Annotated in this window: 24 protein-coding genes; 23 read left to right on the forward strand and 1 reads right to left on the reverse strand. The window is 64.5% G+C overall.

Annotation, left to right across the window (positions count from 1 at the left end; genetic code table 11):
- Positions 1-371: 371 nt before the first annotated feature.
- The 23 genes from paaB (at position 372) to ACTHJ1_RS15080 (ending at position 23649) form a co-directional block, all read left to right on the forward strand.
- Positions 372-653, forward strand: a complete 282-nt coding sequence (gene paaB / locus ACTHJ1_RS14970; RefSeq protein ID WP_440193745.1) for a 1,2-phenylacetyl-CoA epoxidase subunit PaaB — start codon at positions 372-374, stop codon at positions 651-653.
- A 19-nt stretch (positions 654-672) separates the two neighbouring features.
- On the forward strand, positions 673-1437 hold the full coding sequence (gene paaC, locus ACTHJ1_RS14975; RefSeq protein WP_440193747.1) for a 1,2-phenylacetyl-CoA epoxidase subunit PaaC: 765 nt from the start codon (positions 673-675) through the stop codon (positions 1435-1437).
- Entirely contained in the window at positions 1434-1940 is a 507-nt protein-coding gene (gene paaD / locus ACTHJ1_RS14980; protein WP_440193749.1) for a 1,2-phenylacetyl-CoA epoxidase subunit PaaD, read from the forward strand. Before paaC ends, paaD begins: the two co-directional genes overlap by 4 nt.
- A 16-nt stretch (positions 1941-1956) precedes the next feature.
- The gene (gene paaE / locus ACTHJ1_RS14985) at positions 1957-3042 is read left to right on the forward strand and encodes a 1,2-phenylacetyl-CoA epoxidase subunit PaaE (RefSeq protein ID WP_440193751.1); all 1086 of its coding nucleotides are present in this window, start codon (positions 1957-1959) and stop codon (positions 3040-3042) included.
- Between the two features lie 77 nt (positions 3043-3119).
- Positions 3120-4784 carry a phenylacetic acid degradation protein PaaN gene (paaN, locus tag ACTHJ1_RS14990; RefSeq protein ID WP_440193753.1) on the forward strand — a complete coding sequence of 555 codons (1665 nt, stop codon included), beginning with the start codon at positions 3120-3122 and terminating at the stop codon, positions 4782-4784.
- Between the two features lie 7 nt (positions 4785-4791).
- The gene (gene paaG / locus ACTHJ1_RS14995) at positions 4792-5574 is read left to right on the forward strand and encodes a 2-(1,2-epoxy-1,2-dihydrophenyl)acetyl-CoA isomerase PaaG (RefSeq protein WP_440193755.1); all 783 of its coding nucleotides are present in this window, start codon (positions 4792-4794) and stop codon (positions 5572-5574) included.
- On the forward strand, positions 5571-6038 hold the full coding sequence (paaI, locus tag ACTHJ1_RS15000) for a hydroxyphenylacetyl-CoA thioesterase PaaI (RefSeq protein WP_440193757.1): 468 nt from the start codon (positions 5571-5573) through the stop codon (positions 6036-6038). Before paaG ends, paaI begins: the two co-directional genes overlap by 4 nt.
- Positions 6039-6076: 38 nt before the next feature.
- Positions 6077-7393 carry a phenylacetate--CoA ligase PaaK gene (paaK, locus tag ACTHJ1_RS15005; RefSeq protein WP_440193788.1) on the forward strand — a complete coding sequence of 439 codons (1317 nt, stop codon included), beginning with the start codon at positions 6077-6079 and terminating at the stop codon, positions 7391-7393.
- Between the two features lie 31 nt (positions 7394-7424).
- Positions 7425-9947 (forward strand): ABC transporter permease, encoded by a 2523-nt coding sequence (locus ACTHJ1_RS15010; RefSeq protein ID WP_440193759.1) that lies wholly within the window; start codon positions 7425-7427, stop codon positions 9945-9947.
- Positions 9948-9972: 25 nt separating this feature from the next.
- The gene (locus ACTHJ1_RS15015; protein ID WP_440193790.1) at positions 9973-10398 is read left to right on the forward strand and encodes a group II truncated hemoglobin; all 426 of its coding nucleotides are present in this window, start codon (positions 9973-9975) and stop codon (positions 10396-10398) included.
- Between the two features lie 218 nt (positions 10399-10616).
- Positions 10617-11720 (forward strand): polyamine ABC transporter substrate-binding protein, encoded by a 1104-nt coding sequence (locus ACTHJ1_RS15020; protein ID WP_440193761.1) that lies wholly within the window; start codon positions 10617-10619, stop codon positions 11718-11720.
- Between the two features lie 4 nt (positions 11721-11724).
- Positions 11725-12834: an ABC transporter ATP-binding protein gene (locus ACTHJ1_RS15025; protein ID WP_440193763.1), complete on the forward strand. Its 1110-nt coding sequence runs from the start codon at positions 11725-11727 to the stop codon at positions 12832-12834.
- A complete protein-coding gene (locus ACTHJ1_RS15030; RefSeq protein ID WP_440193765.1) occupies positions 12831-13739 on the forward strand; it encodes an ABC transporter permease in 909 nt (302 codons plus the stop codon). Before ACTHJ1_RS15025 ends, ACTHJ1_RS15030 begins: the two co-directional genes overlap by 4 nt.
- On the forward strand, positions 13739-14548 hold the full coding sequence (locus tag ACTHJ1_RS15035) for an ABC transporter permease subunit (protein WP_440193767.1): 810 nt from the start codon (positions 13739-13741) through the stop codon (positions 14546-14548). The genes ACTHJ1_RS15030 and ACTHJ1_RS15035 overlap by 1 nt, the downstream gene beginning before the upstream one ends.
- Positions 14545-14901 (forward strand): Spx/MgsR family RNA polymerase-binding regulatory protein, encoded by a 357-nt coding sequence (locus ACTHJ1_RS15040; RefSeq protein ID WP_440193768.1) that lies wholly within the window; start codon positions 14545-14547, stop codon positions 14899-14901. The genes ACTHJ1_RS15035 and ACTHJ1_RS15040 overlap by 4 nt, the downstream gene beginning before the upstream one ends.
- Before the next feature lie 390 nt (positions 14902-15291).
- Complete coding sequence (locus tag ACTHJ1_RS15045; protein WP_440193770.1) at positions 15292-15969, forward strand: DNA-3-methyladenine glycosylase; 678 nt, start codon at positions 15292-15294, stop codon at positions 15967-15969.
- Entirely contained in the window at positions 15969-17351 is a 1383-nt protein-coding gene (gene rmuC / locus ACTHJ1_RS15050) for a DNA recombination protein RmuC (protein WP_440193772.1), read from the forward strand. Before ACTHJ1_RS15045 ends, rmuC begins: the two co-directional genes overlap by 1 nt.
- A 183-nt stretch (positions 17352-17534) precedes the next feature.
- Positions 17535-18701 (forward strand): COG1470 family protein, encoded by a 1167-nt coding sequence (locus ACTHJ1_RS15055; protein ID WP_440193774.1) that lies wholly within the window; start codon positions 17535-17537, stop codon positions 18699-18701.
- Positions 18698-19660 (forward strand): ABC transporter ATP-binding protein, encoded by a 963-nt coding sequence (locus ACTHJ1_RS15060; RefSeq protein ID WP_440193776.1) that lies wholly within the window; start codon positions 18698-18700, stop codon positions 19658-19660. The genes ACTHJ1_RS15055 and ACTHJ1_RS15060 overlap by 4 nt, the downstream gene beginning before the upstream one ends.
- Positions 19647-20600: an ABC transporter permease gene (locus ACTHJ1_RS15065; RefSeq protein ID WP_440193778.1), complete on the forward strand. Its 954-nt coding sequence runs from the start codon at positions 19647-19649 to the stop codon at positions 20598-20600. Before ACTHJ1_RS15060 ends, ACTHJ1_RS15065 begins: the two co-directional genes overlap by 14 nt.
- Before the next feature lie 80 nt (positions 20601-20680).
- The gene (gene rpiA, locus ACTHJ1_RS15070; RefSeq protein ID WP_440193780.1) at positions 20681-21364 is read left to right on the forward strand and encodes a ribose-5-phosphate isomerase RpiA; all 684 of its coding nucleotides are present in this window, start codon (positions 20681-20683) and stop codon (positions 21362-21364) included.
- Positions 21365-21478: 114 nt separating this feature from the next.
- Complete coding sequence (gene phoU, locus ACTHJ1_RS15075) at positions 21479-22204, forward strand: phosphate signaling complex protein PhoU (protein WP_440193782.1); 726 nt, start codon at positions 21479-21481, stop codon at positions 22202-22204.
- A gap of 98 nt (positions 22205-22302) precedes the next feature.
- Entirely contained in the window at positions 22303-23649 is a 1347-nt protein-coding gene (locus ACTHJ1_RS15080; protein WP_440193784.1) for an acyltransferase family protein, read from the forward strand.
- Between the two features lie 111 nt (positions 23650-23760).
- Here ACTHJ1_RS15080 and acnB read toward each other — a convergent pair whose 3' ends face one another.
- Entirely contained in the window at positions 23761-26352 is a 2592-nt protein-coding gene (acnB, locus tag ACTHJ1_RS15085; protein ID WP_440193786.1) for a bifunctional aconitate hydratase 2/2-methylisocitrate dehydratase, read from the reverse strand.
- Positions 26353-26561: the final 209 nt, after the last annotated feature.

The raw sequence follows: 26561 nt of genomic DNA on the forward strand, positions 1-26561 counted from the left end.
ATCTCACACTTCCGTTGGCCTGGGTCCGCCGGGTTTGCCGTGAGAGCGCCTACGTGCCGGGGCAGTCCCGCCGGGACTTCGGCCGCCTACGGCGGCGGCCGAACCCGTCACTTCGACGCGACCAGGGCATACCCGGCGGACACAGGACTACGTAAGTGTGAGATGACGGTTTTAAAGGCCGTCGCATGAGACGGCGGTAAGCCGAGGACCCAGGAGCAATCCGAAGCGCGGGGCGGCCATCCGCAGCCCACCGGGCGAGCATCGGAATTGCGCAGGGCAGCCTCGGCGTCTTAAGAACTCAACAATCGTCGGATATCAACAACCGACGGTTCGCAAGAGAGCATAGAGACAGGATTCAAGAGGAACTGATCATGAGCAAAGAATGGCCCCTCTGGGAAGTCTTCATCCGCAGCCAGCACGGCCTGGCCCATAAGCACGTGGGCAGCCTGCATGCGCCCGACGCCGAAATGGCCGTCAACAACGCCCGCGACGTCTATACCCGGCGCAACGAAGGGCTGAGCATCTGGGTCGTGCGTGCCAGCGATATCGTCGCCAGCAGCCCTTCGGACAAAGAGCCGCTGTTCGAGCCGGCCAACGATAAAGTCTATCGGCACCCGACCTTCTTCCCCATGCCCGACGAAATCCATATGTAAAGCCAAGGGGCTGGAGACCATGGACAAGACACTATTCCAATATCTGCTGCGCCTGGGCGACGGCGATCTCATTCTGGCTCAGCGTCTGGGCGCGCTCATCGGCCATGGCCCCGTTCTTGAAGAAGACATGGCTTTGGCCAACACCGCACTCGACATCCTGGGCCAGGCGCGCATGTGGCTGACCCTGGCCGGCGAAGTCGAGGGCGCGGGACGCGACGAGGATGCGTTGGCCTATCACCGCGATGCGCCGCTGTTTCTCAATCCGCTGCTGGTCGAGCGCCCCAATGGCGACTATGCCCAGACCATGGTGCGCCAGTTCTTCTATGACGTCTGGCACTACTACCTGCTGCAGGGTCTGGCCGAGTCCGTGGACGAACGCGTGGCGGCCATCGCGGCCAAGGGGATCAAGGAAGTCGCTTATCACGTGCGCCGTTCTTCCGACCTGGTGGTACGCCTGGGCGACGGCACCGACGAAAGCCACGCGCGCATGCAGGCGGCGGTAGACGAGCTGTGGCGCTACACCGGTGAGCTTTTCACCGACGACGAAATCGATCGCGATGTCGCGGCGCGCGGTCTTGGCTGCGAGTTGGCCGGGCTGCGCGAGCCGTGGCTGACTCACGTGCGCGACGTGCTGCGGGAGGCCACGCTGGCCGTGCCCGACGAGGCGCAGGCCTATCATGCGCTGCTGCGCGGCGGCCGGCAGGGGCGGCACACCGAAGACCTGGGCTACGTGCTGGCCGAGATGCAGCACTTGCAGCGTGCCTATCCCGGAGCCGTGTGGTGAGCGCCGCGGCAGTTGTTCCGCCCGAGCAGATCCTGCAGTGGTTGCAGGCTGTGCCAGACCCCGAGATTCCCGTGCTGTCGGTGCTGGACCTGGGCGTGGTGCGCGGCGTGGAGTGGGAAGGAGAGACCTGCGTGGTCACCATCACGCCCACGTATTCAGGCTGTCCGGCCATGCGCGAAATCGCGCAGGACATCGAGGGCGTCCTGCGCGGCCATGGCGTGACGAGCACGCGGGTGCAGACCCGTCTGGCGCCTGCCTGGACCACCGACTGGATGACCGAGCGCGGCCGCCGCGCCCTGGCCGAGTACGGCATTGCGCCGCCGGCCGAGCGGGCCGTCGACGTCTCGGGCATCGCGCGGCGCGCCGACCGGCCGGCCGTGGCGTGCCCGCTCTGCGGCTCGCTCGATACGCGGCTGGTGAGCGGCTTCGGTTCGACGTCCTGCAAGGCCTTGTATCGCTGCGGCGCGTGCCGCGAGCCTTTCGATTATTTCAAGACGCACTGATTCCAGGGGCGGCGCAATGAGCAGTTCCTTCCATAAGTTGAAAGTCGCCTCCGTCGAGCGCAACACACGCGATGCGGTGGTGGTTACCTTCGATCTGCCCGCGAACCTCGCTTCCGAGTTCGCTTTCCGTCCTGGGCAGTACCTGACGCTGCGCACCGATCTCGAAGGCGCAGAGGTGCGGCGTTCGTATTCCATCTGTTCTGCCCCCGGCGAGGGGCGGCTGCGCGTGGCCATTAAAAAGATCGACGAGGGCGTGTTCTCGACCTGGGCCAACCACGAGCTGCAGGCGGGGCAGCTTCTCGACGTGATGCCGCCGGCCGGCAATTTCACCATCGACTTCGACCCGGGCCAGTCGCGCCATTACGCCGCCTTCGTGGTGGGTAGCGGCATCACGCCGGTGCTGTCGCTGGTGAAGACGGCGCTGTCCACCGAGCCCGAGAGCCGCTTTACGCTGTTCTTCGGCAACCGGGCCTCGTCCTCGGTGCTGTTTCGCGAAGAGATCGAGGATATCAAGAACCGCTACATGGCGCGCTTCTCGCTGGCCTACATCATGAGCCGCGAGGCGCAGGACATCGAGCTCTTCAACGGCAGGCTCGACGGCGACAAGGTGGCGCAGCTGGTGCGTACGTGGATGCCGATCGAATCCATCGACTACGCCTTCATCTGCGGCCCGCACGACATGATCGAAAGCGTGAACGAGCGCCTGCAGTCGCTGGGCATGCCAGGCGATCGGATCAAATTCGAACTGTTCGGCGCGCCCAAGGGGCCGCGTTCGCTGCGTACCGGCCGCGACGCAGCCGCTGCTCCCGGCAAGGGCCAGTGCGAAGTCACCGTGGTCAAGGACGGCCACAGCCGCAGCTTTTTCATCGACAAGAACCGCGACAGCGTGCTCGACTCGGCGCTGGAGCAGGGCATAGATCTGCCGTATTCGTGCAAAGGCGGCGTGTGCTCCACTTGCCGCTGCAAGGTTATCGAGGGGGAGGTGGACATGGACGCGAACTTCGCGCTGGAAGACTATGAGGTGGCGCGCGGCTTTGTGCTCAGCTGTCAAAGCTTCCCGGTCAGCGACAAGCTGGTGCTGGACTTCGACCAGGAAACCTGAGCGCCGCGTTCGCCCGACACGCGCCCCCACCCTTCAATTCAGACCCTTATTCATTGAACCCATTGCGGAGAAACCAAGTGTCCACCGATTTCTTTGAACGCCATCAAGCCGTGCTGGAACAAGCCCAGCGCGTCGCCGCCGAGCGTGGCTACTGGAGCCCGCATCCCGAATCGCCCAGCCCGCGCAATTACGGCGAAGGCTCCGCCGAGGCGGGCGCGGCGGCCTTCGAAGCGCTGCGCGGCAAACCCTTCCCCATCGACCTGCCGCTGGCCGAAGGCAGCGTGGGCGGCGAACTGTCTCCGTTCGGTTTCGCACTGGGCATCACCTATCCGCGCGTCAAACCCGACGCCCTGATCGGGGCCGCGACCCGGGCCCTGGCGCAATGGCGCAAGGCCGGTCCCCGCGCCTGGGTAGGCGTGTCGCTGGAGATTCTGCACCGGATCAACAAGCAGACCTTCGAGATCGCCAACGCCATCCAGCACACCACCGGCCAGGCGTTCGTCATGGCCTTCCAGGCAGGCGGCCCGCATGCGCAAGACCGCGGCCTGGAAGCGGTGGCCTATGCCTGGCAGGAGATGGCGCGCATCCCGGCGCGGGCGTTGTGGGAAAAGCCGCAGGGCAAGAACGACCCCATCCGCATGGAAAAGCAGTTCACCATCACGCCGCGCGGCGTGGCGCTGGTGATCGGCTGTTCCACCTTTCCCACCTGGAACGGCTATCCGGGCCTGTTTGCCAGCCTTGCCACGGGTAATACGGTCATTGTCAAGCCGCATCCGGCTGCCATCCTGCCTTTGGCGATCACGGTGAAAATCGCACGCGAGGTACTGACCGAGGCCGGCTTCGATCCCGATGTGGTGCAGTTGGCCGCGCACGAGGCGGGCGACGACACTGTGCAGAACCTGGCTCTGCGCCCCGAGGTCAAGCTCATCGACTTCACTGGCAGCACGCAGAACGGCGACTGGCTGGAGGCCAACGCGCGCCAGGCCCAGGTCTACACCGAGAAGGCCGGCGTCAACCAGGTCATCATCGATTCGGTCGAGGACATCAAGGCCGTGGCGCGCAACCTCGCCTTTTCGCTGGCCCTTTACTCGGGCCAGATGTGCACCGCGCCGCAGAACATCTACGTGCCGCGCACCGGTATCCGCACGGCCGAAGGTACGATGAGCTTCGACGACGTGGTCGCCACGCTGGGCACGGCGGTCGAAAAACTGACCGCCGATCCAGCCAAGGCAGTGGAGTTTCTAGGCGCCATCCAGAGCGAGGCCACGGCGGACCGCGTCGAGAAGGCGCGCGGCCTGGGCCTGCCGGTGGCGGCAGAAAGCCGCACGCTGGAACACCCGCAGTTTCCGCAGGCCCGCGTGCGTACGCCGCTGCTGCTGCGCGCCGAGGCGGGCAACGCGGCGCTGTCGCAGGAGTGGTTCGGTCCCATCGCCTTCGTGGTGGCCACCGATTCCACCGCGCATAGCATCGAGCTGACGCGGCGCAGCGTGCAGGAGCACGGCGCGCTGAGCCTGTCGGTCTACACCACCGACCCGAAGGTCGTCGAAGCGGCGCGGGAAGCCGCCGAGGAATCCGGCGTGGCGCTCTCGCTCAATCTGACCGGCGCCGTCTTCGTCAACCAGACCGCGGCCTTCAGCGATTTCCACGGCACCGGCGCCAACCCCGCCGCCAATGCGGCGTTGTCGGACTCGGCTTTCGTGTCCAATCGCTTCCGCGTCGTGCAGACGCGCTGGCACGTGTGAGTCGGCCATGGCGTATCAGAACATTCTTTTCGACCTGAGCGACGGCATTGCCCGGCTGACTTTCAACCGGCCCGACAAGCTCAACAGCTTTACCGCCGTCATGCACGGCGAGGTGGCCGACGCCATGACGCGCGTGGAAACCGAAGGCGCCCGCGTACTGGTCATTACCGGCGCGGGCCGCGGCTTCTGCGCCGGACAAGACCTGAGCGAGCGCAAGCCCTCCAACGAACCCATCGATCTGGGCGAGACCGTCGGCACCTACTACAACCCGCTGGTCAAGCGCCTGCACGCGCTGCCCATGCCGGTGGTCGTGGGCGTGAACGGCGTGGCCGCGGGCGCCGGGGCCAATCTGGCTTTCGCCGGCGACATCGTCATCGCCAAGGAGTCGGCCAGTTTCATCGAGTCCTTCTCCAAGCTGGGGCTGATCCCTGATACCGGCGGCACCTATGCGTTGCCGCGCCTGGTGGGCCGCGCCCGAGCGCTGGGCCTGGCCTTGCTGGGCGACAAGCTGTCCGCGCGTCAGGCTCAAGACTGGGGTCTGATCTGGCAATGCGTGCCCGACGATCAGTTCGATGCCGAGCTGGATCGACTGGCTAGGCATTTCGCGCAGGCCCCCACCAAAGGCCTGGCCGCCACCAAGCGGGCCTTGGCGTCGAGCCTGGGCAACGATCTGGCGACCCAGCTCGACCTGGAGCGCGACCTGATGCGCGAAATGGGCAGGAGCCGCGACTATGCCGAAGGCGTGACCGCTTTTTTTGAAAAGCGTGCGCCGCAATTCACGGGGGAATGATGCAGAGTGCAGCGTTAGATGTTCCGACCGACCCGCAGGCCTTGGCGCAGGCCGTGGCCGAGGGCATGTACGCCAAAGATCCCGCCACGCAAGGGCTGGGCATGCGCGTGGTGGAAGTCGCACCCGGCTACGCCAGGCTGACGATGACGGTGCGCGGCGATATGCTCAACGGCCATCGCACCTGCCACGGCGGGTTTATCTTCGCCCTGGCCGACAGCGCGTTCGCCTTTGCGTGCAACTCGCGCAACGTGGCTACCGTGGCCTCGGGCTGCACCATCGACTACCTGGCGCCGGGCTTCGAGGGCGACGTGCTCACGGCCGAGGCGCAGGAACGTTCGCTGGCCGGGCGCACGGGCGTCTACGACATCACCGTCACCAACCAGGAGGGCCGTGCCGTCGCCGTCTTCCGCGGCCGCTCCTACCGCATCAAGGGGCAGGTCATCGGCGAGCCGGAACAGGTCTAGCGGTCGAATAAAACCGCGCAGAGAGAAAAGCAGGAGACATCATGAACACACTCAGCAAGCCCGGTCTGGACCCTATCGAGCACGCCAGCCGCGACGAAATCGAAGCCCTGCAGCTGCAGCGCCTGAAATGGACGCTGGCCCATGCCTACAGCAACGTCCCGCACTACAAAAAGGCCTTCGACGAGGCGGGCGTGCACCCCGACGATCTCAAACAGCTGTCGGACATCGCCAAGTTTCCTTTCACCACCAAGAAGGAGCTGCGCGAAAACTATCCCTTCGGCATGTTCGCCGTACCGCGCGATCAGGTGTCGCGGGTGCATGCCTCCAGCGGCACCACAGGCAAGCCGACCGTGGTGGGCTACACCCGGCAAGACCTGGACAACTGGGCCGGCCTGGTCGCGCGCTCGATCCGCGCGGCCGGCGGCAAGCCTGGCGACATCGTGCATGTGGCCTATGGCTACGGCCTTTTCACCGGCGGACTGGGCGCGCACTACGGCGCCGAGAAACTGGGCTGCACGGTAATCCCGATGTCCGGCGGGCAGACCGAAAAGCAGGTGCAGCTGATCCAGGATTTCAAGCCCGACATCATCATGGTCACGCCCTCGTACTTCTGCAACATTCTGGAGGAGCAGCGCAGGCAGGGCATCGATCCGCGTACCAGCTCGCTGCGCATCGGCATCTTCGGCGCCGAGCCCTGGACGGGCCAGATGCGCAAGGACATCGAGGCCGAAGCCGGCATCGACGCGGTCGACATCTACGGCCTTTCTGAAGTAATGGGGCCGGGCGTGGCCAGCGAGTGCGTCGAGACCAAGGATGGCCCGGTGGTGTGGGAAGACCACTTCTATGCCGAAATCATCGACCCGACGACCGGCCAGCCCGTGGCCGAGGGCGAAGAGGGCGAACTGGTCTTCACCTCGCTCACCAAGGAGGCCATGCCCGTTATCCGCTATCGCACGCGCGACCTGACGCGCCTGTTGCCGCCCACGGCGCGCAGCATGCGCCGCATCGGCAAGATCACCGGCCGCAGCGACGACATGCTGATCATCCGCGGGGTCAATGTGTTTCCCACCCAGGTCGAGGAGCAGGTGCTCAAGATCGCGCAACTGGCGCCGCACTATCAGCTGGTGCTGACGCGCGAAGGAAATCTGGATGCCTTGGAGATTCTTACCGAGGTGCGCGCGGAGTTCGATCATCTGTCCGATGCCGAACGCGAGACCCTGGGCAAGCAGCTCCAGCACGCGGTGAAGTCGTATATCGGCGTGTCGGCGCGCGTGCGGGTGGCCGAAGGCGGTTTCGTCGAGCGCACGCTGACGGGCAAGGCCCGCCGCGTGGTCGACAAGCGGCCGCGCGAATAGGTTTTTTGATAGCGGTGCGGGATTGGCTACCATGACGGTTATGGCCGACCCTGCATCCTCCCGATTCACAGTCTGGCGCCTCGGATGGGCGCTGATGCGGCGCGACGCGCGTGCGGGCGAGTTGCGCCTGCTGATCCTGGCCTTGGTGGTGGCCGTGGCGGCCATCACCAGCGTAGGCTTTTTGTCCGACCGCGTATCTCGGGCGCTGGCCCGCGACTCGGCCCAGATGCTGGGCGCCGATCTGGTGCTGCAAGCCGATGTGCCCATTGCGCGGGATTTTTCCGCTCAGGCGCGGAAACAGGGCCTGACCTTATCCACGGTCGAGCAATTTCCTTCCATGGCCAGCTCCGCCTCGGGCGCGCAACTGGTCTCGCTCAAGGCGGTCGAGCCGGGCTACCCGTTGCGCGGCGTGCTGCGCGTAGCCGAACAACCCTACGGCCCGGATGCCGCAACTCGCGACGTGCCCGCACCCGGCACGGTCTGGGTCGATCCGCAATTGCCCGCGCTGCTTGGCATCAAGATGGGCGACCCCGTCAAGCTGGGCGATGCGTCGCTGCGCGTAGCCAAGGTGCTGTCCTACGAGCCCGATCGCGGCATGCAGTTCATCGACCTGGCGCCGCGCGTGCTCATGAACCTGTCCGATCTGCCGGCGACCCATCTGGTGGTGACCGGCAGTCGCATCGAGTATCTATTGCTGGCATCGGGCGAGCCCGGGGCCGTCGCAGGCTATCGCGCCTGGCTTGAACCCCGGCTGGGACGCGGGCAGAAACTCGACAGCCTGGAATCGGGCCGCCCCGAAATACGCCGTACGCTGGATCGCGCCCAGCGCTTTCTCGACCTGGTGGCCTTGCTGGCGGTGATGATCGCCGCGGTAGCCGTGGCGCTGTCCGCGGGGCGCTTCATGCAGCGCCATCGCGACGGCATCGCCGTCATGCGCTGCCTGGGCGCGCAGCAGGCGCAGATCGCGCGTCTGCTGTGGATCGAGTTCGGGACAGTGGGCCTCTTCGCTTGCCTGGCAGGCTGCGCGTTGGGCTACGGCGCGCATCAGTTGCTGGTGTGGTTGCTGTCCGGAATCATCCATGCGTCCTTGCCGGCGCCGTCTTTCGTGCCGGCCCTGCAGGGCATGCTGACCGGCATGCTCCTGCTCCTGGGTTTCGCCATGCCGTCGCTTGCGCGCCTGCGCCGGGTGCCGCCGGCCCGCGTATTGCGCCGCGACCTCGACGCTGCGCCGGCCCGCGATTTTGCGGGATACGCCCTGGGCGCGCTGGGTCTTGCGCTGATGATCCTCTGGTTCGCCGGCGACGCCAAACTGGCCGCCGTCGTGGCAGGCGGCTTTCTCGCGGCTTTCCTGGCGTTTGCAGTGGCTGCCTGGCTGTGCGTGCTGGCCCTGGGGGGCGTGCGCAATGCCTTGCGAGGCGCGCCGGCCCTGCGCTTCGGTCTCGCCGGGGTGGTGCGCCGCCGCCTGGCCACGATCACGCAGGTCTGCGCCTTATCGGTGGGTTTGATGGCGCTGCTGCTGCTGACGCTGATCCGTACCGATCTTATCGCCGGCTGGCAGCACTCGCTGCCGCCCGACGCGCCCAACCGCTTTCTGATCAACGTGCAGGACGACCAGCGCGATGCCGTGGCCCGGCAGCTCGCCGATGCCCGGCTGACGCAGGCCAAGCTCCTGCCCATGGTGCGCGGCCGGCTGATCGCGGTGAACGGCAGGCCAGTCGGCCCGGACGATTACGACGACCCGCGCGCCAAGCGCCTGGTCGATCGCGAGTTCAATCTCTCCTACGGCGACGTTCTGCCCGAGGGCAACCGTATCACGCAAGGCCATTGGCTGCGGCCGAACGGAAAAAGCGAGGTGTCGCTGGAAACCGGCTTGGCCGAACGCCTCAACCTGCATCTGGGCGACAAGCTCGTCTTCGATGTGGCCGGGCAGAACGACGAGGCCGCGGTGACCAGCCTGCGCAAGGTCGATTGGGATTCGATGCGGGTCAACTTTTTCGCCATTCTGTCGCCGGCCTCGCTGGCCGACCAGCCGCGCAGCTGGATCACCTCCTTCTATCTGCCGCCGGGCCGCGGCGAGGTGCTGCGTGATCTGATCGCGCGATTCCCCAATCTGACGATCTTCGACGTGGCCGCACTGCTGAATCAGCTGCAGAATGTGCTGGCCGAGGTGGGCCGCGCGGTGCAGCTGCTTTTTGTCTTCACGCTGTCGGCGGGTATGCTGGTCCTGGCGGCCGCGCTGGCCGCCACGCGAGACGAACGCATGCGCGAGGCGGCGGTGTTGCGCGCCCTGGGCGCCACCCGCGTGCAATTGGTCCGCACCCAACGCATCGAGCTGCTGGCGGTGGGCGCGTTGGCGGGCCTTCTGGCCGCCGCGGGGGCCGTCGCCGTGGATTGGCTGCTGGCTGGGCAGGTGTTCCGCTTCGCCATGACGCCCAGCCTTTGGCCGTGGCTGGCGGGACCGGTGACCGGCATGCTGGTGGCCTGGGCCGGCGGCGCGCTGGCGCTGCGCGGCGTGCTGCGCGCCCCGCCCTTGGTAAGCTTGAGGGAAATCTGAACCCTGTTTAACCGAGTTTTCCATGATCACGACCACCCGGGTCGAGCCGATTTTCGAACCCCTGGATTCCAGCAAGACCCTTTTCGAACTGCTGGGCGGCGAACCCGCCGTCCGCGGACTGGTCGACCATTTCTACGACCTCATGGACATGGAGCCCGATTTTGCCGTCCTGCGCGGCGTGCACGGCCCCAGCCTGGACCAGGCGCGCGACAGGCTTTTCTGGTTTCTGTGCGGCTATTTCGGCGGCCCCAGTCATTACATCGAACGCTTCGGCCATCCGCGCCTGCGGGCGCGCCATCTGCCATTCTCCATCGGCGAGGCCGAGCGCGATCAATGGGTGGCCTGCATGGGGCGCGCCATGCGGGACCAGGGCGTGCCGCCGGCGCTGCTCGACCGCATTCTGCATTCGTTCTTCGGCGTGGCCGATTGGATGCGGAATCGGGCGGGGTGATTTTGGTTTGATGTGCTGCTTGTCGGGTTCTCAGGGCGCCGTCGATAGGGCTGCGGAAGTTCCGATGCTCGCCCGGTGGGCTCCGCTTCGGACTCCCTCCGCGTACTAAGAGCTCAGCAAACAACCAGCGAAATCCCTGTCTCTTTCCATGGGAGAAAGGCTTTATCATTCCGCTTTTTGGCAAATCCTGGACGCAAGATCCAGGCAAGGGGAAAACGATGAAGCTCGGAAAACACGCAGCAACCGTCCTCGCGGCGGCATTGACTCTGGTCGCCGGCACGGCGACCGCGGCGGAAGAAAAAGTTCTCAATGTCTACAACTGGTCCGACTACACTGCGCCCGATACCATTCCGGGCTTCGAGCGGACGACCGGCATCAAGGTGCACTACGACGTCTACGACAGCAATGACGTGCTCCAGGCCAAGCTGCTGACGGGCCATACCGGCTACGACGTGGTGGTGCCGTCCACCCACTATGCCGCGCGCCAGATCCAGGCGGGCCTGTTCCAGAAGCTGGACAAGGCTCATATGCCCAACCTGAAGTACGAAGACCCCGCCATCATGGCCCTGGTGGCCACGGTCGATCCCGGCAACCAGTACGTGGTGCCGTGGGGCATGGGCACCGACGGCCTGGGCTACAACATCACCAAGGTCAAGGAGCGTCTGGGCGACAAGGCCGACCTCTCCAACTGGGACATGCTCTTCAAGCCCGAAAACGCCGCCAAGCTTAAAGACTGCGGCATCTCGGTGCTCGACGAAGCCAGCCAGGTCTTTCCGGCCGTGCTGCATTACCTGGGCAAGGATCCCAACAGCACCAACCCCGAAGACTACAAAGCCGCGATGGTGGTGCTCAAAAAAATCCGCCCCTACATCCGCGAATTCAACTCCTCGGGGTATATCGACGAAATGGCCTCGGGCGACCTGTGCATGGTCTACGGCTACTCGGGCGACGTGATGATCGCCCGTCACCGGGCGATGGAGGCCAAGAAGCCCTACGACATCAACTATTTCATCCCCAAAGGGGGCGCGCCGGCCTGGTTCGATGTGATGGCCATACCCAAAGACGCGCCGCACCCCGAAAACGCGATGGCCTTCGTCAACTATATCGAGACCCCGCAGGTGCATGCGGCCATCACCAACACCATGTTCTACCCCAACGCCAACAAAGAGGCGCGCAAGTACGTGGTCAAGGAAGTCGCCGACAACCCCGAGATCTATCCGTCGCCGGAAGTCGCCAAGACGCGGTTCGTGATCAAGGCGCTGCCCTTGAGCATCCTGCGCCTGCAGACGCGCCTGTGGGCCGAGCTCAAGTCGGGGCGTTGATCGTATGAGCTCGCCGAGCCTGGGCGCCGACGAATTCGTCAAGATCGAGGAGGTCGTCAAGATCTTCGGCGACACCGTCGCCGTGAGTTCGGTCGATCTCTCGGTCGCCCGCAACGAAATCTTCGCGCTCCTGGGCAGCTCGGGCAGCGGCAAGTCCACGCTCCTGCGCATGCTTGCCGGTTTCGAGCGGCCCACCTCGGGCCGCATCCTGCTCGACGGCGAGGACATCACCGACGTGCCGCCGTACCGGCGGCCCGTCAACATGATGTTCCAGTCCTACGCGCTCTTTCCGCACATGACGGTCGAGGCCAACGTGGCCTTTGGCCTGAAGCAGGAGGGCGTGCCCAAGGCCGAGATCCACGACCGTGTGTACGAGGCCCTGGCGCTGGTTCAGATGGCCGCCTACACGCGCCGCAAGCCGCACCAGCTCTCGGGCGGCCAGCAGCAGCGCGTGGCGCTGGCGCGCAGTCTGGTCAAGCGGCCCAAGCTGCTGCTGCTCGACGAGCCCATGTCGGCACTGGACAAACAAATACGCCAGAAAACGCAGATCGAACTGGTCAAGATCATCGAACAGGTGGGCGTGACCTGCATTCTGGTCACGCATGACCAGGAAGAGGCGATGACCATGGCGCAGCGCCTGGCCGTGATGACCGAGGGCAAGATCGTCCAATGCGGCACGCCGCAGGATGTCTACAATTTTCCCAACTCGCGCTTCGTGGCGGGTTTCATCGGCACGACCAATCTGTTCGAGGGCGCCATCGTGGTCGACGAACCCGACCATGTCGCCATCGAGTCCGGCGATCTGTCGCGGCGCCTTTATGTCAGCCACGGCGTGAACGAGCCGCTGGGCATGGAGGTGGCCGTGTCCATCCGCCCCGAGCGCGTGGTGGTTGCGCGCGAGCGGCCCGGCGGCGACTACAACTGGTCCCGCGGCATGGTCAGCCACATGGCCTGGATGGGCGGCTACGCGCTCTATCAGGTGCGCCTGGATTCCGGCAAGATGGTCGAGGCCAGTGTGCCCAGCCTGACGCTTGCGCGCATGGACGCGCCCGGCATCGGCGACGAGGCGTACGTCAGCTGGGACGCCGACAGCGCCACGGTGCTGGGCGCATGAAGACGGTGTTTTCCCGCTTCAGGCCGTCGGCGCGCACGCTGGCCATCGTGCCGCCCTATGCGTGGCTGGTGGCCTTCCTGCTGGTGCCATTTCTGCTGGTGCTCAAGATCAGCTTCGCCGATCTGCAGTTCGGCATCCCGCCCTATACGCCGCTCATTCACCTGGAAGACGGCATCGCCAAGCTGGACCTGCACTGGCGCGGTTACCAGATGCTGTTTTCCGACAGCCTCTACCTGACCACTTATCTCAATTCGATCAAGATGGCCGCGGTCACCACGATGTGGTGCATTCTGATCGGCTATCCGGTGGCCTATTACGTGGCTCGCTCTTCGCCCAGGACACGCAACGTGCTGCTGCTGGGCGTGATCCTGCCGTTCTGGACGTCGCAGCTGTTGCGCGTTTACGCCTGGGTGGGCATTTTGCGCAACGACGGCCTGCTCAATCAACTGCTGATGGCGCTGGGCCTGACTCATGCGCCCGTCGAGATCTACCGTACCGATCTGGCTGTGTATATCGGCATGATCTACGCCTATCTGCCGTTTTTCATCCTGCCGCTCTACGCCAATCTGGTGAAGATGGATCTGCGTCTGCTGGAGGCCGCCTACGATCTGGGCGCGCGGCCCTGGAGCGCTTTCTGGCGCATAACGATGCCCCTGTCCATGCCGGGCGTGATTTCGGGCGCCATGCTGGTGTTCATTCCCTGTGTGGGCGAGTACGTCATTCCCGAAATGCTGGGCGGCGCCAACACGCTGATGATGGGCCGCGTGATGTGGAACGAATTCTTCAACAATGCCGACTGGCCCATGGCCTCGGCGGTGACCATCGTCATGGTGCTGCTGTTGCTGGTGCCTCTGGCCCTGTTTCAGTACTACCAAGTACGCAATCAAGAACGCGAGACCGGGTGATGAACGGACCCAACAAGACCTTGCGTTTCGCGGCGCTGGCGCTGGGCTACGGTTTTCTTTACGTGCCCATCCTCTGTCTGGTGGCGTTTTCGTTCAATCAATCGGCAGTCCTGACGTCCTGGAGCGGTTTCTCGCTGCGCTGGTATACGTCGTTGCTGCACGATGATGCGCTGCTGTCGGCGGCGCTCCTGTCCCTCAAGATCGCGCTGCTCGCTGCCACGGCGGCCACCATCGTCGGCACCTGGGCCGGCTACGTGCTGGCGCGCATGCGGCGGTTTCGCGGTTTTGCCCTGTATGTCGGCATGCTGAGCGCGCCGCTGGTCATCCCCGAGGTGGTACTGGGCATTTCCTTGCTGCTTCTGTTCGTCGAAATGCGCGGCACGTTGGGTTGGCCCGAGAAAAACGGCATGTTCACCATCTGGGTGGGCCACGTCATTCTGTGCATGTCTTATGTGGCGGTCATCATCCAGGCGCGCGTGCGCGACCTGGACCGCTCGCTCGAAGAGGCGGCGCTGGATCTGGGGGCGACGCCGCTGAAGGTATTCTTCACTATTACGCTACCCCTGATCGCTCCGTCTCTGGTGTCGGGCTGGCTGCTGTCCTTCACCCTGTCGCTGGACGATGTCGTGACCTCGTCCTTCCTTTCTGGACCGGGCGCCTCTACGCTGCCTATGGAAGTCTTCTCGCGCGTGCGCCTGGGCCTGAAGCCCGAGGTCAATGCCCTGGCCACGCTGTTCATCCTGGCCGTGGGCATTTTCGTGGTCGTGGCCAACCGCCTGCAATGGCGCAAGGAGAAATCGGCATCATGAGCAAAACCACGCTTTACGGTCTGACCAGGTGCAGCACGTGCATCAAGGCCCGCGACTGGCTGGACGCCCACGGCGTCGTGCATGCCTTCGTCGATTATCGCGACGATCCGGTACCCGCCGCGACGCTCAAGGCCTGGGCCGAGAAGGTGGGCGGCTGGGAAAAACTGGTCAACCGCACGTCGATGACCTGGCGCGCGTTGCCGGAAGAACGCCGCGCTGCGTCTACCGATGCGCAGTGGACCAAGCTCATTGCCGAGTATCCGGCGCTGGTGCGTCGGCCGGTTACCGTGACCGGGGACGGCGAAGTGACGGTGGGGTTTTCTGAGAAGAGGTATGGCGAGCGGTTTGCTTGACGTTGCTGGGTGTGTTGTTGGTGGTGGTATTGATTTGAGTTCTTGAGGCGTCGGCCGAGTCGCGCGGGCGCAGTGCTCGGGTCATAGCTATGGCTAAGCTACGCGCATGTCATCTCAACGCGAGTTCGTTGTGCCTGGGCTTGGGGGGCATGCGGTCAGGCCTGTCGGAGGCTGCCGAGGGCTTCCGAAGGGAGGGCGGGGGCCTTCCGGGCGCGCTGTCTGAGCCCCGCAGGGGCGAGTTCGCGCCCGGCCCGCCCGGACGAGGAAGACGAAGGCCGAGGCCCCGTCCAGGGGCCGAGTCAGCCGACCAGGCCTGACCGCATGCCCCCCAAGCCCAGGCACAACGAACGTGTTAAGAACCCAAACAAAATCAAAAAACATAACCTTCACATGACCGCGCTCCCAGACAGCTTCTTCAACCGAGATTCCCGCCAGCTCGCCCGCGAACTCATCGGCAAGGTCATCCGCCGCAAGCTGGGCCGCCTATGGCTGTCGGCTCGCATCATCGAGACCGAGGCCTATCAGCTGGAAGAGAAGGGCAGCCACGCATCGCTAGGCTATACCCACAAGCGCCGCGCTCTGTTCATGGACGGCGGCACGATCTACATGTACCACTCGCAAGGCGGCGATTCGCTCAACTTCAGCGCGGCAGGGCCGGGCAATGCAGTGTTGATCAAATCGGCCCACCCTTGGCTCGACGACATGTCCGGCCCCGGATCGCTGGCACGCATGCAGGCGCTCAATCCCGATGCCCAGGGCAATCCGCGCGATATGCGCAGGCTGTGCGCGGGGCAGGCGCTGCTGTGCCGCGCACTGAATCTGAAGATCGCCGATTGGGACGCGCGCCGTTTCGACCCCGCGCGCTTTTACGTCGACGACGTGGGGTCGAACCCCGAGCGGCTCGTCAACGCGCCGCGACTGGGCATCCCGGCCGGTCGCGACGAGCATCTCTTCTACCGCTATGTCGACCCCGAGTACGCCGCCTGCAGCACCCGCAACCCCTTGCGCCGCGGACAACAAGAGGGGCACGACTACGTCATGGTCGATATTCGGGGTACGATTTTGTGATGGAAAACATGCTGCTTTGGATCACCGCCGCGAGTGCGGTGCTGGCTCTCGTCGTGAGCCTTTACGTTGCGCTGCGTGGACGCGGCAACGCAGGCGACCAGCGCGCCTGGCTCGATGCCCTGGACCGATCCGGGCGCGGCATGCGCGAAGAACTGGCAAACAGCCAGCGCGATACCCGCAACGAGCTCGCCGAGAGTCAGCGCGGCTTGCGCGCCGAGCTGACCGAGGCCATGCGCGCCCTGGGCGCGGGCCTCACGCAAAGCCACGAAGATCTGCGCACCGCGCTCGCCCGTGACGCCCGCGAGGCGCGCGCCGAGCATAGCGATGCGTTGGGTCGCTTTGCCACGCAGTTCGGGCAGCGCCTGCAGGGCCTGGTCGAACTCAACGATCGCCGCATGGGCGAAGTCCGACAGACAGTAGACGAACGCCTCAAAGCACTGCAAGCCGACAATGGCCAGCGTCTGGAAGCCATGCAGCGCACGGTCGACGAAAAGCTGCACGCCACGCTCGAAGCCCGGCTGGGCGAGTCCTTCCGTCTGGTCTCCGAGCGCCTGGAGGCCGTGCACAAGGGGCTGGGCGAAATGCAGAGCCTGGCAGCCGGGGTGGGGGATCTCAAGCGTGTTCTGACCAACGTCAAGTCGCGCGGCACATGGGGCGAAGTTCAGTTGTCGCGCCTGATCGAAGACACCATGACGCCCGAGCAGTACGGGCGCAACGTCAAGCCCGTGCCGGGTAGCGACGCCATCGTGGAATTCGCCATCCGGCTGCCGGGACGCGGCGAGCACAGCGAACCGGTCTGGCTTCCCATCGACGCCAAATTTCCCAAGGAAGAATACGAGCGTCTGGTCGAGGCCCAGGAAGCGGGCGACGCCGAGGCGGCGCGCGTCGCCTCGACTGCGCTCGCTCGCGCTGTCGAGATTCAGGCCAGGAACATCACCAAGTATGTGGCCCCGCCGCACACTACCGATTTTGCCATCATGTTCCTGCCCACCGAAGGACTCTATGCCGAGGTCCTGCGCGTTCCGGGCCTGTCCGACAAACTGCAGGCCTTGCGCGTGAGCGCCGCAGGCCCGTCCAATCTCGCGGCCATGCTCAACAGCCTGCAGATGGGCTTTCGCACTCTGGCCATCGAGCAGCGCTCCTCCGAAGTGTGGCAGGTGCTGCGCGCCGTCAAGACCGAGTTCGGCAAGTTCGGCGAGTCCCTGGCCAGCGTCAAGAAGAGCCTGGACCAGGCTAGCAACAAAATAGGCCAGACCGAAGTGCGCACCCGCGCCATGCTGCGCAATCTGCGCGAGGTCGAGGCGCTGCCGGAGGGCGAAGCTTCGAGCCTTTTGAGCGGTGAAGAAACCGGCGAAAGTCCGGCAGACGACGAAACGGTCTGAAATAAACGCCGCTCACCCGGCGGAACCAAATCGAGGTTCGAGAAGTTCTAAGCCCTAGCGACGCACAAAAGTGCGGGGGCAAGCGCGGCACAGATCGCGTAGACGCGTCCATTTGTTATTGACCACGGACTGCGGCGAGCATGGTCTATCCATGAGGCGGCGGTCATTTCAACGACGACGGATATGCGCAAAAAACTTCTGCCTCTTCTGGCCTTGGCCGCCATAACCCTGGGCTCGGCCGCGGCACATGCCCAAAGCACCCACAACGTCAAAGGTCTGTATCTCACGACCGATTACCCTGCCATCACGGCACAGGCGGGCGCCACGTCCAGCATCTCCATGCAACTGCGCGACTACGGCCTGCCGCCGACGCGCCTGTCCCTGAGCGTGCAAGGCGTGCCGCAGGGCTGGAAGGCCACGCTGCTGGGCGGTGGGCAGCCGGTGGGAGCGGCCATGCCGACGCCCGACGACAGTGTGACACTGCAGCTCAAGCTCAAGCTGCCCGCCGGTGCCGATGCGCATGAACACACGCTGACCGTGCTGGCGCAGGGCAACGGCCAGCAGGTCAGCCTGCCGCTCGAGATCACGCCGGCCAAGGAGCTGCCGGCCAAACTTACGCTCGAGCCGTCTCTGCCCTCGCTTACCGGCACCGCGCAATCGTCTTTCGACTATGAATTCACCATCAAGAACGACAGCGGCAAGAATCAGATCGTGAGCCTGACCGCGAAGCTTCCCGATGGTTTCGAGCCCACTTTCACTCAGGCTTATGGCGGCCAGCAGGTCAACTCGGTGCCTGTCAAGGCGGGCAAGAGCAAGGACATCAAACTGAGCGTACGCCCGCCGTCGGTCGTCAAGCCGGGCGACTATCCCATCGGCGTGACCGCGGCAGCCGACGGCCTGACCGCCGGCACGGCGCTGCAGATGCAGATCACGGGCCAGCCCGAGTTGCACATCGCCGGCCGCGACGGCATCCTGAGCGCGCATGCCCAGGCCGGCCGCAGTTCGACCATCCCGATACAGGTGAGCAATACCGGCGGCGCGGCGGCGCACGACGTGCAGTTGAACGGCAGTGCGCCCGCCGGCTGGAGCGTGACCTTCGATCCGAAGGCCATATCGGACATCGAGCCGGGGCAACGGGCGCAGGTGCAGGCGCACATTACGCCTTCGACCCATTCGTTGTCGGGCGACTACATGGCCTCGTTGAGCGCGCAAGCCGGCGCGCAGTCGGCGTCGAGCGATTTCCGCATTTCCGTCGCCACATCCAGCACTTGGGGGGTGATAGGCATTGCCATCATCGCCATCGCCATCCTGATTCTGGTCGGCGTCGTTGCGAGGTTCGGACGGCGATGAACGAACCCGTGATACAAGCCCGAGACCTCACCAAGCGCTACGGCTCGGCGACTGCCGTCGACGGCGTCGGCTTCGATATCGGCGCGGGCGAGATTTTCGGCCTGCTCGGCCCTAATGGCGCGGGCAAGACGACGACTATCCTCATGCTGCTGGGCCTGACCCAGGTCACATCGGGCAGCGTGCGCGTCCTGGGCATGGATCCGCAGCGCGATCCCCTGGCCGTCAAGCGCAATCTCGGCTATTTGCCCGACGCGGTAGGTTTCTACGACGACATGAGCGCCCGGGACAATCTGGCCTATATCGCGCGGTTGCTGGGGTTGGGCGCCGCCGAGCGGCAGCGGCGCATCGGCGCCGCGCTGGCGCGGATGCGTCTTGCCGACGTTGCCGACAAGCGCGTCGGCACCTTTTCGCGCGGCATGCGGCAGCGCCTGGGCCTGGCCGAGATTCTCGTCAAACAGGCCCGCGTGGCTATCCTGGACGAGCCCACTTCGGGCTTGGATCCGCAATCCACGGAAGAATTCCTGGCGCTGATCCGTTCGCTCAAGGAAGACGGCGTGACGGTATTGCTGTCCTCGCACCTGCTCGACCATATGCAGCGCATCTGCGACCGGGTTGCCTTGTTCCGCAAAGGCCGCATCGCCCTGATGGGCAGTGTGCCGGAGCTTGCGAGCCAGGTGCTGGGCGGCGGTTTTGCCGTCGAGGTGCAGGCGTCCGGCGAAGATCTGGAGCGCCATCTGTCGATTGTGCCCGGCGTGCAGTCGGTGACCGCGCTGGCTCGCGACCGCTTTCGCCTCTTGGCCCGGGGCGATGTGCGTGCCCAGGCGGCGCGGGCCGTGGTTCAGGCCGGCGGCAGTCTTGTCCACCTGTCCGTGGAACAGCCCAGCCTGGATGCCATCTACAACCATTTCTTCCGCAGCCAGGAAGCGGCGGCTAAGGAGAGTGTCCGTGCGACAGCGTAAAGGTTCCCCGTGGGCGGGAGTAGGCGTGGTGACCACCAAGGAAATGGCGGATCACTTTTCCAGCGCACGCATGCGCACGCTGGAATGGCTCATCGTGCTGACCGCCGGCGCGTCGTTGTACGGCGTGTTCCGCCACATCCGCGCCGCTACGTCCGAAGACCCCTTCATCTTCCTTCGCCTGTTTACGGCATCGCCGGGAGCCATGCCGTCGTTCGCCGCGCTGTTGGGGTTCCTGATCCCGCTACTGGCCATAGGCCTGGGCTTTGACGCAATCAATGGCGAATACAACCGGCGCACCATGAGCCGCATTCTGGCGCAGCCCATTTATCGGGACGCGCTCCTGGTGGGAAAATTCCTCGCCGGCCTGGGTACGCTGGCTGTCAGTTTGCTGTGCCTGTGGCTGCTCGTCATGGGCGCCGGGCTGTTGATGCTCGGCGTGCCGCCCAGCGGCGAGGAAATCCTGCGCTCGCTCATCTTCCTTTTCTTTGCGCTCATGTACGCCGGCGTATGGCTTGCGTTTGCCATGCTGTTCTCGGTGCTGTTTCGCTCGGCGGCGACCTCGGCGCTGGTGGCGTTGGGCCTGTGGCTGTTTCTCGCGCTGCTGTGGCCCATGTTGGCCGGTGCCCTTGCACAGGCCATCGCTCCGGCCGGCCTTCCTGGGCAGTCCAGCCTGGCCGCGTTGGAGTGGGCTCAGGCCCTGCAGCGTCTTTCGCCCAGCGAGCTATTCAGCGAAGCCATGATCGTCGTGCTGAGTCCGTCCACGCGCACGCTGGGGCCGGTGTTTCTGAGTCAGCTCGAAGGGGCGCTCATGGGATCGCCGCTGGCCTTGTGGCAAAGCCTGCAGATCGTCTGGGCCCAGGCAGTCGGCCTCATTGCCGGCGTCATTCTGCTGTTTGCGCTGGCTTATGCCGTTTTTCAGCGGCAGGAGGTCCGGGCTTAAGGTGGCGCCCGCGTCTCGGGGTGGGGCTGGAACCCGTTAAAATCCCGGTTTTCAATGCCGGCGACACGCGCAGCCATCCCATGCTCAGCCAACAAGAACTCAAGCAGCAAGCCGCCGACGCGGCGCTGGAATTTGTCGATGCCGTCGCGGCACCCGATGTGGTCATCGGCGTGGGCACCGGTTCCACGGCCGATCTTTTCATCGATGGCCTGGCGCGCTTCAAGGGCCGTATCGGTGCGACCGCGGCCAGCTCCGAGCGCAGCGCCGCGAGGCTCGTCGGCCACGGGCTCGAAGTCCTGGATCTGAACGATGTGCGTGGCATGCCCATCTACGTCGACGGAGCCGACGAGATCGATGCCAATCTGCATATGATCAAAGGCGGCGGCGGCGCGCTCACGCGCGAGAAGATCGTCGCGTCCGTGGCCGAACGCTTCATCTGCATCGCCGACGAGTCCAAACTGGTCGAGCGCATGGGCAAGTTTCCGCTGCCGATCGAGGTCATTCCCATGGCCCGCGAAGCGGTTGCGCGCCGCCTGGCGCGACTGGGCGGCCAGCCGCGCCTGCGCGACGGGTTCATCACCGACAACGGCAATATCATCCTCGACGTGAGCGGCCTGCAGATCGCGGATGCCCGCGGCCTGGAAGCCGAGATCAACAATTATGCAGGCGTGGTCACCTGCGGGCTGTTCGCCATCGCCGGCGCCGACGTTGCGCTGCTGGCGACGCAACAGGGCATACGCCGCCTGGATAAGCCCACGGCCTGAGGCCGGCAACATGGGGCCGCGTGATAGTCTTGCTTCATAATCCCGTCATATTCACGTCATAAGCTGCCGAGTCAACCGCGATAAGCGGGCTCGCCCACCCTCGAAGGAACACGCATGCCGGATCACACCAACAAACAGTTCGACAACGACCTGGAATTCGTCCGTTCGCAGTTCCTGATCATGGGCGGCGTGGTCGAGGCCATGGTCAACGAGGCGGTCGAAGCCCTGGCCACCAATGATCTGGTCTTGGTCGAGCGGGTGCGCGAGCGCGAAAAGGAGGTCAACCGCAGCGAGGTCGACATCGACGAGCGCATCAGCCTTCTGCTGGCCCGTCACCAGCCCACGGCCATCGACCTGCGCACGCTCCTGGCCGTATCCAAGATGCTCACCGACATGGAGCGTTCCGGCGACGAGGCCGAGAAGATCGCGGTCGCCGTGCGCCGCATGCAGGAAAGCGGGCAGCCCAATCCTCCGCTGATCGAGTTGCGCCACATGACCGACAAGGTCGCCAGCATGCTGCGTCAGATGCTCGACGCCTTCGCCCGCCTGGATCCGGTCCTGGCGGCGGCCGTGGTGCGCAGCGACAAGGAAGTCGATCGCGAGTGGAAGGCGGCCCTGCGCAATCTCATCACCTACATGATGGAAGATCCGCGCACGATCTCGCATGCCATCGACCTGATTTTCATCTGCCGCGCGCTCGAGCGTATCGGCGACCATGCCAAGAACATGGCCGAACGCGTGATCTACATGGTGCGCGGCACCGACGTGCGCCACACCGGCGTCAAGAATACCGAACGCCAGGCACGCGGCGAAGACGACGAGAACCAGGCTGACGCCTGACCGCTACCCGCATAGACCGATCCAACGATGCGCCCGCGGCGATGCCGGGGCGCATTTTTTATTTGTCCCCGATAGTCTGTAAAGAACAAATACGAGAAATGCTGTTTCAGGTCATTTTTTTATCGATCTGTCAGCTTGAAATGGGATATCCGGCAATTTATATAAATAGGCTGCGAATCGACGTCCCATCCGGAGGAGGGAAGATGAATACCAAGCCTCGTTTTTCCGGACTTGAATGGCTGAGATTTTCTCTCGGCGTTTTCGTCATGATCTACCACACCGCGCCGAGCTATCCCCAGTTCGGCCGCGTGCCCTGGTTGAAAGACATTGCGAGCATGGGGCTTTTTGCCACCAGCACCTTCTTTGTCCTGTCGGGCTTCCTGCTCGCGCACGTATATTTCAATCGCAACCAGATGCGCGAGCCGGCAAGGAGCTTCTGGCTCAAGCGCCTCTGCAATCTATACCCGATACATATCGTCGCGCTCGGCGTGTCGATATTGGTATTGCTGCTGATGCAGCACCTGTCGATTCCGCCGGACGGCCCGGTCGCCACCCCGCGTTTCGTCGTCTACGACACCCACGACATAAGCGGGCAGACGAATCCGGAGCGCTACCGGCATTACATGAGCGACAAAGAGCTGGGGCTCAACGCCTTGCTCCAGCTTCTGATGCTGCAAGCCTGGAACCCGCTGTATCTCACTTTCAACGCCCCGCTATGGTCGCTGTCGACGCTGTGTTTTTTCTATCTGATTTTTCCTTACGCCGCACCGAAGCTGCTGCGGATCGACCATGTCAAGCTGGCGATCGCCGTTCTTTGCCTGATCTACCTGCTGCCGCCGCTCTATGTGATTTTCCATGCGTTCTGGGGCATTCCCTGGACAGGGCTGCTGCATCGTTTCCCGCCGTTCCGGCTGCCGGAGTTCCTGTGCGGGATTCTTTGCTACAGCCTTTTCAGCCGGGAGCGGGAGCGAGGCTACCGGCTTTCGGACCGGCGCGGCACGATGCTGTGGGTGTTCGTCCTTTGCTGCTTCATCGCGGGCACGTGGCTATATACCCAACGCCCCGAGCGCATCTGGTATCCGCTCCTGCATAACGGTCTGCTGCTGCCGTCCCAGTTGGCGCTGGTGTACCTCTGCGCATGGTTGCCCGATCCCGCTTCGGCGTGGCTGCAGCGCAATCTACCGCGCCTCGGGGCCTCGTCGCTATCGATTTTTGCCCTGCACGTGCCGCTTTTCTACCTGTGGATCACCCTCGAGCCCCTGCTGCGCAGCATGGTTTCCGATCTGCATGGAAACTGGCAAGCCTGGGTGAGCTCGGCGGGAGATACCGCGCTGAGTCTGACCGGCTATGTCGTCTTCATTCTGATGACAGTATGGATCTGCCTGCACTTTCAGGAGCAATTCGTCGCCAAGATGCGGCGGTTCATGCTCAGGCGCGTACTGTGAGGCGCAGTCCTCGGCGTGTGTCGCGCCGGGCATAAAAAAACCCCGCTGCGGCAAAGCCGCGCGGGGTTTTTTTGCTGCCGCCGCTTCACAGCCGGCGACGGATCGAGACCGTCAGGCGTCGACGGCGTCGGCTACGTCTTTGTAGTCGGCGATCTGGTCGAAGTTCAGATATTTGTAGATCTTCGAGCCGTCCTGGTTGATCACGCCCATGTCGGCCAGATACTCCGTCTTGGTCGGGATCCTGCCCAGGCGCGAGCAGATCGCGGCCAGCTCGGCCGAGCCCAGGTACACATTGGTGTTCTTGCCCAGGCGGTTGGGGAAGTTGCGGGTCGAGGTCGACATGACCGTCGCGCCTTCGCGCACCTGCGCCTGGTTGCCCATGCACAGCGAGCAGCCCGGCATTTCGGTGCGGGCGCCGGCCGTGCCGAACACGCCGTAGTGGCCTTCCTCGGTCAGCTGGGCGGCATCCATCTTGGTGGGCGGGGCCACCCACAGCTTGACGGGAATGTCGCGCTTGCCCTCGAGCAGCTTGGAGGCCGCGCGGAAGTGGCCGATATTGGTCATGCAGCTGCCGATGAACACTTCGTCGATCTTGGCGCCGGCCACGTCCGACAGCGTCTTTACGTCGTCGGGGTCGTTGGGGCAGGCGACCATGGGCTCGGTGATCTCGCTCATGTCGATCTCGATCACGGCGGCGTATTCGGCACCGGCGTCGGGCTCGAGCAGCTTGGGATCGGCCAGCCAGGCTTCCATGGCCTTGATGCGGCGGCGGATCGAGCGCTCGTCTTCGTAGCCGTTGGCGATGAGCCACTTGAGCATCACGATATTGCTGTTGATGTACTCGATGATGGGCTCTTTGTTCAGGCGCACCGTGCAGCCGGCGGCCGAGCGTTCGGCCGACGCGTCGGTGAGCTCGAAAGCCTGTTCCACCTTCAGATCGGGCAGGCCTTCGATTTCAAGGATGCGGCCGGAGAAGATGTTCTTCTTGCCTTGCTTGGCCACCGTCAAAAGGCCCTGCTTGATGGCGTACAGCGGGATCGCGTTCACCAGGTCGCGCAGGGTCACGCCGGGCTGCATCTTGCCCGAAAAGCGCACCAGCACCGATTCGGGCATGTCCAGGGGCATCACGCCCGTGGCGGCGGCGAAGGCCACCAGGCCCGAGCCCGCGGGGAAGGAAATGCCGATGGGAAAGCGCGTGTGCGAATCGCCGCCGGTGCCGACGGTATCGGGCAGCAGCATGCGGTTCAGCCACGAGTGGATCACGCCGTCGCCCGGACGCAGCGAAATGCCGCCGCGGTTGCTCATGAATTCGGGCAGGGTGTGGTGCGTCTTGACGTCCACGGGCTTGGGATAGGCGGCGGTGTGGCAGAACGACTGCATCACCAGGTCGGCCGAGAAGCCCAGGCAGGCCAGGTCCTTGAGTTCGTCGCGGGTCATGGGGCCGGTGGTGTCCTGGCTGCCGACCGAGGCCATGCGCGGTTCGCAGTAGCTGCCGGGCAGCACGCCCTTGCCCTCGGGCAGGCCGCAGGCGCGGCCGACCATCTTCTGCGCCAGCGTGTAGCCCTTGACCTGGGCGTTCGGGTTGTGCGGCAGGCGGAACAGGGTGGAGGCAGGCAGGCCCAGGGCTTCACGGGCCTTGGCGGTCAGGCTGCGGCCGATGATCAGCGGAATGCGGCCGCCGGCGCGTACTTCGTCGAACAGCACATCGGACTTGACCTGGAACTCGGCGATGACTTCGCTGTTTTTGAGCGCTTTGCCCTCGTAGGGGCGCAGTTCGATGACGTCGCCGGTTTCCATCTTGGAGACGTCCAGCTCGATGGGCAGGGCGCCGGCGTCTTCCATGGTGTTGTAGAAGATCGGAGCGATCTTGCCGCCCAGGCACACGCCACCGAAGCGCTTGTTCGGCACGAAGGGGATGTCTTGGCCGGTGAACCACAGCACCGAGTTGGTGGCCGATTTGCGCGAGGAGCCGGTGCCGACCACATCGCCCACGTAGGCGATCATGTGGCCTTTCTTCTTCAGGTCTTCGATGAACTGCACCGGGCCGCGCTTGCCGTCTTCCTCGGGCTCGAAGGCCGTGCCTTCGCGCTTGTTCTTGAGCATGGCCAGCGCATGCAGGGGAATGTCGGGGCGGGTGGTCGCATCCGGCGCAGGCGAGAGATCGTCGGTATTGGTTTCGCCGGGCACCTTGAAGACGGTGACGGTCAGGCTCTGGGCCAGCTCGGGACGGCTGGTGAACCATTCGGCGTCGGCCCAGCTTTGAATCACGGCGCGGGCGTTGGCGTTGCCCTTGTCGGCCTTTTCCTTGACGTCGTGAAACGCATCGAACATCAGCAGGGTCTTCTTCAGACCGTCGGCGGCAATGCCTCCCACGTCGGTGTCGTCGAGCAGGTCGATCAGGGGCGAGACGTTGTAGCCGCCCAACATGGTGCCCAGGAGTTCGGTGGCCTTGGCGCGCGAGATCAGCGCGTTCTTTTCCTTGCCCAGCGCCACGGCGGCCAGGTAGGAGGCCTTGACCTTGGCGGCGTCGTCCACGCCGGCCGGGACGCGGTGCGTCAGCAGCGCGAGCAGATTGTCGGCCTCGCCGGCGGGCGGGTTCTTCAACAGTTCGATCAGGTCCGCGGTCTGTTGGGCCGACAGGGGCAGAGGAGGAATGCCCAGCGCAGCGCGTTCGGCGACGTGTTGACGATACTTTTCGAGCATGGTGAGGCCTGCGTAAAAAGGGGGGTGGAGAGAGACTGATTGCTCGGCATTGTAGAGGGAAGCCGGCGCAGTGGCAATTGTCTTATATCGTATATAAGACATGGGAAATGCGATAATTATCATATGAACCTTCCCGCCGCCTCCGATGCATGGCGCCTGTCCGTCGCGCCCATGATCGACGTCACAGACCGTCACTGCCGCTATTTCCA

The sequence above is a fragment of the Bordetella sp. genome, from assembly GCF_051960075.1.
Classification (GTDB): Bacteria; Pseudomonadota; Gammaproteobacteria; order Burkholderiales; family Burkholderiaceae_B; genus Bordetella.